Consider the following 10337-nt stretch of genomic DNA (forward strand, 5'->3'; position numbering starts at 1 on the left):
AGAACGGATATTCCGCAGTTCCCGCGGAGGTTTGGATTCTTCGTTCCCTATTCCCTTTTTCCCGGGCCGGATGTTTTCCCTGCATCCGGCTTCTTTCTTTCCGGATGGCGGGCGCAGGTTTGCATTGCGCAGGTTGCCGATAAAGCTTCCCGGAATTTCGGGAACATGGGGTGCTGCGGCGGCAGAACGGATATGCCGCCGCCATGCCCGGGGGAATGGGATTGGGTAAGAAGAACCCTCCCGCGGATGCTGAAAATGCAGAAAAAGCATCCGGGGGAGGGCGGGGAAAAGAGTGCCCGTTTCTTTTCCGGAGAACACCATTACTATATCACCGCAAAAGCGGTTTGCAAGCACGCAAATTAGATTTGTCTAATTTTTTTGGAAAATTTTTCCCGCGTAAGGTGAATGAAGCCGGAAAGACGGTCAGGATTTGCCGTCGTCGCGGTGGCGGTACACGGACTGGATGAGTCCGCAGGCCGCCATCAGCATCAGGAAAAAGGAGCCGCCGTAGCTGACGAACGGCAGCGACAGGCCGGTCACCGGCGTGAGGCCGATGCTCATGCCGATGTTGATGAAGCAGTGTGTGAAGATGATTGCCGCAATGCCGATGCAGAGATAGCGCCCGAACGGATCATCGGTCAGGAACGCGGTCCGCAGGATCGAGTAGAGCAGCAGCAGGTAGGCGAGGAAAATCAGCGCGCAGCCGATGAAGCCGGTCTCTTCTGCGATGATCGAGAAGATGAAGTCGTTGTTGGCCGCCATCTGGGGCAGGAAGCCGAGGGAGTTCTGGGTCCCTTCGCCGATGCCTTTCCCGGTGAGTCCGCCCGAGGCGACCGCAAGGTAGGCCTGCCACGGCTGGTAGCCGGTGCTGGCGAGAAAGTCCTCCGGATGCAGGAACGCGAGGATGCGGTTCAGCTGGTAGCCTTTCAGGAAAGGCCGTATCTTCAGCACCTCGTTGGCGACGATGAGGCCGAATCCGACGGTCGAGGTGACGGAGACGAAAATGATGTACCGCCACTTGAGCCCCGCGCAGAACACGATGGCCAGATAAATCGGCAGCAGGATCAGGGCGCTGCCGAAGTCGGGCTCCTTCAGAATCAGCACAAGCGGAATCGCGACGGTGATGCCGGAGAGCAGCAGGCAGAAGAATTTGTTCACCGAGAACACCGCGGTTGAGAACATCGCCGCCAGCAGCATGATCAGCGAGAGCTTCGCGAATTCGGAGGGCTGGAGCCGGAAACCGACGCCGGGGATATTCAGCCAGCTGACCGCCCCGTTGACCTTCTGCCCGACGAAGGGCAGCAGCAGCAGCAGCACGAGGGTGAACAGATAGAAGAGCAGCGAAAGAACCTTGTATTCGGTCCGCCGCAGGTTCAGCATCGAACCGATGAGCCAGAGCAGCGTGCCGCTCCCGACCCACAGCAGCTGGCGGTTGAAGGCCTGCAGGGCGGTCGCCGTGCCGATCTGCACGCCGGTGGAGTAGATGAAAACGAGCCCGACGGCAATCAGAAACAGCAGCGCCGTGACCTGAACGAAATCGAAGCTGCCGAGGTAGTGCAGCAGACGCATCGGCAGGCCGTAATCCGGCTGTTGTTTCCTTTTCGCAGTCATGAACCGCTTTTCACTGAAAAGGGGGACGAAACGGAATTTATTCCGCTTCGCCCCCCGGTGTTATCGTTAGTTTGCCGTTCAGATTTCGAAGGTCTGGTCGCGGCGGGGGCCGACGGAGACGATGGCGAGCTCGGAATCGACCAGCTCGGTAATGCGTTCAAGGTACTTCTTCGCGTTCTCCGGCAGCTCGTCGTAGCTTGAAACGCCGCTGATGTCCTGTTTCCAGCCCGGCAGCCACTCGAGCACCGGCCTGGCCGCTGCGAGTTCTTCGACCGATGCGGGGAACTCCTTCGTGACCTTGCCGTCGATCTCATAGGCGACGCAGACGCCGATCTTGTCGAAGCTGTCGAGCACGTCGAGCTTGGTCACCGCGAGCTTGTTGACGCCGTCGACCATGCAGGCGTATCGTCCGGCGACCGCATCGAACCAGCCGCAGCGGCGCGGCCGCCCGGTGGTGGCTCCGAACTCATGGCCGACCTGGCGCAGCGTTTCGCCGTCCTGGTCGAAAAGCTCGGTCGGGAACGGGCCTTCGCCGACCCGGGTCGTGTAGGCTTTGATGACGCCCCAGACATCGCGGATCTTCTGCGGCGCGATGCCGGCTCCGGTGCAGGCGCCGCCGGAGACCGTGTTGCTGCTCGTGACGAACGGATAGGTGCCGTGGTCGATGTCGAGCAGCGCGGCCTGCGCGCCTTCGCAGAGGATCTTCCTGCCGGATTTGATCGCGTCGTTGATCAGATAAACGGTGTCGCAGACATAATCCTTCAGGTAGTCGGCCGCTTCGCGGACGCGCTCCCATTCGGCATCGATGTCGAGCGGCGCGATGCCGTGTTCGGCGAACTGCTTGTTGTATTTGGCCGCTTCGGCGCGGAACTGCTCTTCGAGCCGCTCCGGCCGGGTCAGGTCGATGCCGCGGATTCCGGTGCGGTTCATTTTGTCGGCATAGGCGGGGCCGATGCCGCGCTTGGTCGTGCCGATTTTTTTCGTGCCGGCGCTGGACTCCTTCAGCGCGTCGGCGCGCTTGTGATATTCGAAAATCAGCTGGGCGCGGTTCGACAGGCGGATGTTGTCGACCGGGAAGCCTTTGGCGGCGATGCCCTTCATCTCTTCGACCAGGCCGAGCACGTCGACGACGAGGCCGTTGCCGATGACGTTGACGACGTTCGGACGGAAGATTCCGGAGGGAATCAGGTGCAGCACATAGTGCTCGTCGCCGATTTCGACGGTGTGCCCCGCGTTGTTGCCGCCCTGGAAGCGGATCACCATATCCACATCGCGCGTCAAAACGTCGATGAGCTTGCCTTTCCCTTCGTCGCCCCACTGGGTTCCGACCAAAATGTCAACCGGCATATTTTTCCCCCGTATCAAGGTTTGGTTATCCTGTGAAAACAAGGAGAATAACATAGCTCCGTTTGCCGTAATTTCAAATCGGATGCGTCGTTTTCGGAATGATTTTTCCGGCTTCCGCGGAATCTGAGCGGAAGAACCGGTTTCCCGCCGGGACGGGGAATCCGTCCGGCCCATGTTTTTTCGGGAAAATCTCAATTTGCCGCCGAAATTCCGGCGCCGGAATTTGCAACTTGGCGGAAAGCGGGATATCTTAATACATATTTGCGGCAAAAGACGAATACAGGGAGATGGGTCAAGTGGCTGATTCGGTCGGAATCGAGACGATGGAACGGGTTTTGCGGGAAATGGGCGAGAAGGCGGTCGCTGCGTCGCGTGCGCTGGCGGTCCTTCCGCCGGAAGAGAAGAACCGCTGCCTGTGCCGGATGGCCGAGCGGATCGAATCCTCCGCCGCTTCGATCAAAGCGGCCAACGGACAGGATCTCGCCGCGGCCCGCGCCTCCGGCCTCTCCGAAGCGATGATTGACCGGCTGGCCCTGAACGACCGCCGCATCGCTGAGATGGCCGAGGGGCTGCGCGTGGTCGCTTCCCAGGTTGACCCGGTCGGCCGCATCCTGTCGCAGACGACCCGTCCGAACGGGCTTGTCATCACGAAGGTCAGCGTGCCGCTCGGCGTCATCGGGATCATCTATGAATCGCGCCCGAATGTGACGGTCGATGCGGCCGGAATCTGCCTGAAGGCCGGCAATGCCGTGATTCTGCGCGGCGGCAGCGAGGCGTTCCATTCGAATATGATTCTTTCCCGGCTGCTCGACGAGGCGGCGGTCGAATGCGGGCTGCCGGCCGGCGCGGTGCAGCTGGTTCCCTGGACCGACCGTGCGGCGGTTTCGCTGCTGCTGAAGATGGATCGTTATCTGGATCTCATTATTCCGCGCGGCGGAGAGAAGCTGATCCGGCTGGTCTGTGCGGAAGCCACCATGCCGGTGCTGAAGCATTATAAAGGCGTCTGCCACCTCTATATCGACAGGGAGTGCGATGTGGCGAAGGCGGTCGCGATCGTGCGGAATGCGAAGTGCCAGCGCCCGAGCGCCTGCAATGCGCTTGAGACGCTGCTGGTCCACCGCGGGATCGCTGCGGAGTTCCTGCCGCCGTTCATCGCGGAGATGAGGAAGTGCGGCGTCGAACTGCGCGGCGACGAAGAGTTCCGGCGGCATGATTCCGAAGCGAAGGCCGCGGCCGAAGAGGATTGGTACGCCGAGTATCTCGATCTGGTTCTGGCCGTGAAGATGGTCGGTTCGGTCGAAGAGGCGGTGGCCCATATCAACCGGTACGGCTCCCGGCACAGCGACGGCATCGTGAGCTCGAATCAGGCCGATATCGATTATTTTTTCGCAAATGTCGATTCATCGACGCTTTACAGCAACGCCTCGACCCGGTTCACCGACGGCGGTGAGTTCGGCATGGGGGCGGAGATCGGCATCAGCACCGACAAGCTGCACGCCCGCGGGCCGATGGGTGCGGACGAGCTGACCAGTTACAAGTATCTCGTCCGCGGCGACGGGCAGATTCGTTCATAATACAAGCGGCAGAAAGAGCGGCAAACATGATTGTACCGATGAAAAAAGTCACGCTGCTGGCGCTGGGTTCCGAAGAGAATTCGGCGCTGACCGCCTTGCGGCGTCTCGGCGTGATGCAGGTGGAACTTGCAAAAGGGAACGAGTCCGGCAACACCCAGCAGCTGGCCGAGTCGTATGACACGGCGGTCCGGGTGATCGGGGCTTTGCAGAAATACCGGAAAGAGTGCGAAGAGGGCGGCCGTATTCCCCCGGAAGGCGGGAAAAAGCGTTCCGGCGCGGAAGTGATTGAGCAGGCATCGCAGCTGCTCGAATCCCGTGACCGGGTTCAGGCTGAACTCGCTTCGGTTCAGCAGAAGCTGCGCCATCTGGAGATCTGGGGCGATTTCGACCGGGACCGGATCGAAGAGCTGCGTGCGAAGGGAGTTTACGTCTACCTCTGCAGCGGGCGGGAGAGCGCGCTCGAAGCGGCGGAGGCGCTCGAAAATGCCGATACTCAGGTCATCGCAGTCGAAAGCGGGCGTTATTTCTTCGCGGTCATCTCGACGGTTGAGATCGAGCCGGGTGTGCTGCCGGAAGTCCGGCTCGGGGCTGACGACAATCCGCCCGCCCTGCGCCGGAGGGAGGAGGAGCTGCTCAACGAACGGCAGGCGCTTCAGGACGAAATCGAAGAACTGCTGGTGTCCATTCCGGCCGCGATGCGCCGTGCGGCGTTGCTGGGAGGCGAACTGGAGTTTTCGCGCGTCAGCGATTCCCTGGCCGAACACGGCGAGGTGGTTTCGCTGAACGGCTTCGTTCCGGAGCCGGCTGTTCCGGAACTTGAAAAAGCGGCGGAGAAGAACGGCTGGGGGCTCCTGATTGAAGATCCGGCTCCGGGCGACCGGGTGCCGACGCTGCGCAAAAGCTCGAAACTGGTGCGGACGATCGAACCTCTGTTCCAATTCCTCGGGATTGAGCCGGGCTACGATGAGATCGATGTTTCGGCGGGTGTATTCATCTTTTTTACGATTTTCTATGCGATGATCGTCGGCGATGCCGGTTACGGTCTCGTTTTCCTGGCCGGTACGCTGCTGGCCGCCTGGAAATTCCGCGGCAATCCCGCGGCGAAGCTGCCGGTCCGTCTTTTCGGGCTGCTGTCGGCTGCCACGATTGTCTGGGGGGTGATGACCAGCAATATTTTCGGTATGCCGAACCCGTCATGGCTGCATTGGGCGGAGATTCCGCAGCTGACCGACGAGTCGCTCAAGAATGCCTATACGCAGCTGATCTGCTTTTCGCTGGCGCTGCTGCAGCTTTCCATGGGGCGGATCTGGAAGGCGCTGCATGACGGCACGGTGCGCAGCATCATCGGCAACGTGGGCTGGGTGTTCTTCCTGGTCGGCAACTATATCCTGACGATCCGGCTGCTCGTGTTTCCGGGGGATTTCCCGATGGCGATGTATGTCTGTTACGTGGTCGGCCTGCTGATGGTGGCGGCCTGCGATGTCCAGTGGACGGATGTGGCGCAGGTGTTCCAGTTCCCGTTCAGCATCATCAACAGCTTCGTCGATGTGCTCTCGTATATCCGGCTGTTTGCAGTGGGGCTGGCCGGCTATTATATCGCCTCGAGCTTCAACGATATGGGAAATACGGTGTTCGGGCTCGGTCCCGCCTGGCTGATGGTGATTCCGGCGGCGGTCGTGATTCTGTTCGGACATCTGCTGAACCTCGCCCTCTGCCTGATGAGCGTGATGGTCCACGGCGTGCGGTTGAACACGCTGGAGTTTTCCAATCATGTGGGCCTGACCTGGGCCGGATCGAAATTCAAACCTTTTGGAAATAGAAAGAAAATGGAGGAACAATAAGCATGGAACAGGAAATGATGATGGCGTTGGCGAAGGTCGGCGGATATGCTGCGGTCGGTCTGGCCGCCATGGGTTCGTCGATGGGGACCGGCATCGCCGGCGCCGCCGCGATCGGTGCGTGGAAGAAGTGCTATCAGCAGGATAAACCCGCGCCGTTCCTGCTGCTTGCCATGGCGGGCGCTCCGCTTTCCCAGACGATTTACGGTATGATCATGATGATTCTGATCAGCGGCGCCGCCGCCAAGACGCCGGGTATGTGGCCGCTTTATCTCGCGGTCGGTGTGTTCGGCGGTCTGGCCCAGATGTTCTCGGCCCTGTTCCAGGGCAGGGCGGCTGCGGGCGGCTGCAACTCGTTCGCCGAAACCAATCAGGGATTTGCAAACGACCTGATGATCCTCGGTGTTGTCGAGACCTGCGCGATTTTCGCGCTCGTGTTCTCGATCATGGTGATGGCGTAAACGTTTTCAGGACGGAAGCGGCACCCTTCGGGAACTCACCCGGAGGGTGTTTTTTTATGATGAACAGAACGGAATTTTATATTGTCCGCCACGGCGAGACGGCTGCGAACAGCCGGAACGTCGTGCAGGGGCAGAACGATGTTCCTCTGAACGAAACCGGGCTGGCGCAGGCCGCCCGGCTGGCGGAGCGGCTGAAGGCGGTGCATTTCGACGCGGTTTATGCGAGCGATCTCAGCCGGGCGATGCGGACCGCACGGATTATTGCTCCCGGTGCGGCGGTCGTTCCGCTCCCGGAATTGCGGGAGTGGAATCTCGGCGACTGGGTCGGCCTCCCGTTCGGGGAGGTCGAGCGCCGCTATCCGGACGAAGTGGCGGCGCTTCGTGAGGACCGGGCGGATTTTCAGATTTCCGGCGGCGAGTCGAAGCGTCAGGTGTACGACCGGGTTTCCCGTTGTCTGGCAGAGCTGGCGGAACGGGAGGAGGGCAGGCGGGTTCTGGTGGTCACCCATTGCGGTGTGATCCGGGCCATGCTGCGGTTTGCGCTCGGCGGCGTACACTCGTTTCCGTGTGTGCCGGAGGTCGGCAATACGTCGCTCTCCCGGCTGATCTGTTTCGACGGTCGCTGGCAGCTCGGCACCTGGAACGATCTCAGCCACCTGACAATGCCCTCCGCCCCGGCGGGCGGATACTGAGAGGAAAAAATGAAACGGCTGGAACCGCATGTGTTGCGATTGCTGGAATTGACGGCGGCGATTGTGATTCCGCTGGCCTTTCTGCTTTTTGTCCGTGTTTATGTTCTGTGTCCGGATGGAGAGTATGATTCCGATTCGTTCTATCATGCGGCGATGGCGGAATTCGGGCCGGAGTTTTTTGCCGCGAAAGAGTTCCCGAATGTGACGTTGTCGGTCTGGCAGGAGCGGTTCAGCGATAAGGAGCTCGGGTTCCACCTGCTTCTCTGGGGGATGTTCCGGGTCAATGACTGGCTTGGTTTCGGCAATGCGCCTCCGTTTCATCTGCCGAGTCTGGTTTTATGTGCGCTGCTGCTTGCGGCGTTCGCACTGCTGCTGCACCGCTTCCGGATCAGGAATCTGTGGCGTTGGACGCTGCTTCTGGTGACGGTGTCGTCGACGTTCACGCTGCGCCTGACGGCGCTGCGTCCGCATCTGCTGGCGATAACCTTGTTCGTATTGGCTGCCTGGTGCTTCTGCTCGCCGCGGCTGATGAAGGGGAACCGGCGCTGGGGTGTTTTGGCGCTTGCGGGTCTGGCGTTCGGTTATTGCTACAGCAATCCGCACTTCATTCTGATGCCGGTCGGGGCGTATGCGCTGGCAGTGCTCTGGAAAGATCGCGACTGGAAGGCGCTCGGGTATCCATTGGTTGCGTTGGGGGGCGTTTTTGTCGCTCTGCTGCTGCATCCGCAGTTTCCGAACAGCTTTCTGATCTGGAAGCTTCAGGGAGTGGATGTCGTGCTCGGCATGTTGGGGCTGGGGTCCGGTCTGCGGGTGGGGGAGGAGCTGTTGAGCAGCGGATGGGAGGGCCTGCTGGAGTCGCCGTTTCTGCTCTTCCTGCCGCTTCTGGCGACCTGGGTGACCTGTCGCCGTCGCCGGATTGCAGGTCTCCGGATGAATCGGGAACAGCTGTTTTTATGTCTGCTTGCGCTTGGGACCGGAATCGGAATGTGCTTTTACTACCGTATGGCGGAATATGGAGTTCCCGCGATTGTTGCGGCATTCGCGGTCTGGGAGCGTCGGACGGAGTGCGATCCAGCGGTCCGCCGGGTTTGCATGATATGGGTGCTTCTGGCGTTTTTATGGAGTGCGGCATATTTTGCCCGGGCTCCGAAACAGACGTTGTATCCGTATTGGGGACTTGCTGACTGGCTGCATGAGAAAGGGATTCCGCCGGGTACTGTGATCGGGCATCTGAGTTGGGGAGATTTCCCGCAACTGTTCTATGCGATGCCGGACTATCGTTTCCTCTGCGGACTGGACCCGATGTTTGCGGCCGGGGAGAAGCGGAAGACAATGCTGCTTCTTGAGGGGCTGCGCCGGGGAACGAAATTTACGAAGCCGGACCGGTTGGCGGAGTTGATCGGGAGTCGCTGGCTTTGGGTTTCCCGGGTCGGAGAGGTCGCGGCGAAGCGTCTTTATCTGTACGGTTACGTGATCGCCTGGCAGAGTGACGAAGGGTGGCTGTTCAAGCTCGATGAGCCGCTCCATGCCGGAAAACCGGACGGAATTCCGCGGCTGGAAGCGCCGGTTGAACCATGAAAAAAGGTCTCCGCGACGAACCGCGGAGACCTTTTCGGCTACGGAACCTCTTATTTCTCGTGTTTGGTGAGATAAGACGAGATTCCTTCGGCGGTCGGCTTCAGTCCTTCGGAGCCGTCGCTCCAGTTGGCCGGGCAGACTTCGCCGTATTTTTCGGTGAACTGCAGCGCTTTGAGCACGCGAAGCGCCTCTTCGACATTTCGTCCGAGCGGGAGGTCATTGATCGTCTCGTGACGGACGATGCCCTCTTTGTCGATGATGAAGAGTCCGCGGAGGGCAACGGCTTCGTCGATCAGGACGCCGTAGTCGCGCGAGATCTGCTTCGTGAAGTCGGCGACCATCGGATAGCGGAGCTTGCCGACGCCGCCTTTGCTGCGCTCGGTCTGCTTCCAGGCGAAATGGCTGTACTCCGAATCGACCGAGACGGAGACGAGCTGTGTGTTGAGTTCTTCGAATTTCCGGATTGCGTTGTCGAATGCGATGAGTTCGGTCGGGCAGACGAACGTAAAGTCCATCGGGTAGAAGAACAGCACGATGTATCTGCCGCGCAGAGACGAAAGCTGGAACGGCTCGATCGTATTGTCCGGCATGACGGCATTTGCCCTGAAGTCGGGAGCGAGTTTGGTGACGAGTGACATGATATTCCTCCTTTTCTGAATTTGCAGGCTCTTCCCCTGCGTTCGATGTCTCTACTATATCCCCCGATCTACTATAATTCCAGTTTTTTCTGAATTCAAGAATGATTATCAGAAATAGTGAGTTTTTTGCAATTCTCGTATACTTGTATCAGTAGTTGTTTCGGCTATCCTACTTATCGCAAAACAGTATCGGGCGGCATGGATGAATGGCAACAGGACAGATCGTGTCAGGGCTGGCGAAAGATTGGAACGCGACGGAAGATCGATTTTGCTTATGGAGAAACCGGGCCGCCATTCGGGGAATTACTGTCATGTCCTCTATGCAAACGGTGAGATTAAGCAGATTCCGGCTTGCCGATGACCATATTTTTGCTCAAATTCGTAAAATCGAGCAGAATTTCGCTTGCATCCGTTATTGTCGTCTGCTATATTAAGAATCCGTTGCCCCTGAAGTTGGGGATGTTGGTTGAGATTTCTGGTTTGGGTTTCTGGAAAATTATTGAAAAATAATGAAATCCGAGCTTGAAAATATCGGAAAAGGGTATATTTTAAATCCCTGTTGCGCCTGATGAGGGACGCGGTTGCTGGAAAACGGAGC

General features: G+C 59.2%; 9 protein-coding genes. 5 read left to right on the top strand and 4 right to left on the bottom strand.

Translation table 11 applies throughout. The features are described from left to right. Window positions 1-423: 423 nt before the first annotated feature. Window positions 424-1611 carry an FtsW/RodA/SpoVE family cell cycle protein gene (locus FYJ85_RS14945; RefSeq protein ID WP_106054714.1) on the bottom strand — a complete coding sequence of 396 codons (1188 nt, stop codon included), beginning with the start codon at window positions 1609-1611 and terminating at the stop codon, window positions 424-426. A 78-nt stretch (window positions 1612-1689) separates the two neighbouring features. Beyond that, window positions 1690-2958 (bottom strand): adenylosuccinate synthase, encoded by a 1269-nt coding sequence (locus FYJ85_RS14950; protein ID WP_106054715.1) that lies wholly within the window; start codon window positions 2956-2958, stop codon window positions 1690-1692. A gap of 296 nt (window positions 2959-3254) precedes the next feature. Here FYJ85_RS14950 and FYJ85_RS14955 point away from each other — a divergent pair, with 296 nt between their 5' ends. The 5 genes from FYJ85_RS14955 to FYJ85_RS14975 are packed head-to-tail and all read left to right on the top strand — an operon-like array spanning window position 3255 to window position 9101. Beyond that, window positions 3255-4532: a glutamate-5-semialdehyde dehydrogenase gene (locus tag FYJ85_RS14955; RefSeq protein ID WP_206213220.1), complete on the top strand. Its 1278-nt coding sequence runs from the start codon at window positions 3255-3257 to the stop codon at window positions 4530-4532. A gap of 26 nt (window positions 4533-4558) precedes the next feature. Then, window positions 4559-6373: a V-type ATP synthase subunit I gene (locus FYJ85_RS14960; RefSeq protein ID WP_154419368.1), complete on the top strand. Its 1815-nt coding sequence runs from the start codon at window positions 4559-4561 to the stop codon at window positions 6371-6373. Between the two features lie 2 nt (window positions 6374-6375). Then, window positions 6376-6831: a V-type ATP synthase subunit K gene (locus tag FYJ85_RS14965; protein WP_177996432.1), complete on the top strand. Its 456-nt coding sequence runs from the start codon at window positions 6376-6378 to the stop codon at window positions 6829-6831. A 56-nt stretch (window positions 6832-6887) separates the two neighbouring features. Further along, a complete protein-coding gene (locus FYJ85_RS14970; protein ID WP_154419369.1) occupies window positions 6888-7523 on the top strand; it encodes a histidine phosphatase family protein in 636 nt (211 codons plus the stop codon). A 9-nt stretch (window positions 7524-7532) separates the two neighbouring features. After that, window positions 7533-9101, top strand: coding sequence for a hypothetical protein (locus tag FYJ85_RS14975; RefSeq protein ID WP_106054718.1), 1569 nt, complete (start codon window positions 7533-7535; stop codon window positions 9099-9101). A 50-nt stretch (window positions 9102-9151) separates the two neighbouring features. On the opposite strand, the gene FYJ85_RS14980 is transcribed toward FYJ85_RS14975, so the two are convergent. Together FYJ85_RS14980 and FYJ85_RS23210 are read right to left on the bottom strand one after the other, a co-directional pair. Next, entirely contained in the window at window positions 9152-9742 is a 591-nt protein-coding gene (locus FYJ85_RS14980; RefSeq protein ID WP_106054719.1) for a peroxiredoxin, read from the bottom strand. 315 nt (window positions 9743-10057) lie between these two features. Beyond that, the coding region (locus FYJ85_RS23210) for a hypothetical protein (RefSeq protein WP_206213221.1) at window positions 10058-10337 on the bottom strand (280 nt) is incomplete at its 5' end.

The sequence above is a fragment of the Victivallis lenta genome (assembly GCF_009695545.1).
Lineage (GTDB): Bacteria > Verrucomicrobiota > Lentisphaeria > Victivallales > Victivallaceae > Victivallis > Victivallis lenta.

What these genes read in the sequence shown, in the direction of transcription:
- FYJ85_RS14945 (WP_106054714.1), bottom strand. Translation starts at nt 1,611, where the DNA reads ATGACTGCGAAAAGGAAACAACAGCCGGATTACGGCCTGCCGATGCGT.
- FYJ85_RS14950 (WP_106054715.1), bottom strand. Translation starts at nt 2,958, where the DNA reads ATGCCGGTTGACATTTTGGTCGGAACCCAGTGGGGCGACGAAGGGAAA.
- FYJ85_RS14960 (WP_154419368.1), top strand. Translation starts at nt 4,559, where the DNA reads ATGATTGTACCGATGAAAAAAGTCACGCTGCTGGCGCTGGGTTCCGAA.
- FYJ85_RS14965 (WP_177996432.1), top strand. Translation starts at nt 6,376, where the DNA reads ATGGAACAGGAAATGATGATGGCGTTGGCGAAGGTCGGCGGATATGCT.
- FYJ85_RS14970 (WP_154419369.1), top strand. Translation starts at nt 6,888, where the DNA reads ATGATGAACAGAACGGAATTTTATATTGTCCGCCACGGCGAGACGGCT.
- FYJ85_RS14975 (WP_106054718.1), top strand. Translation starts at nt 7,533, where the DNA reads ATGAAACGGCTGGAACCGCATGTGTTGCGATTGCTGGAATTGACGGCG.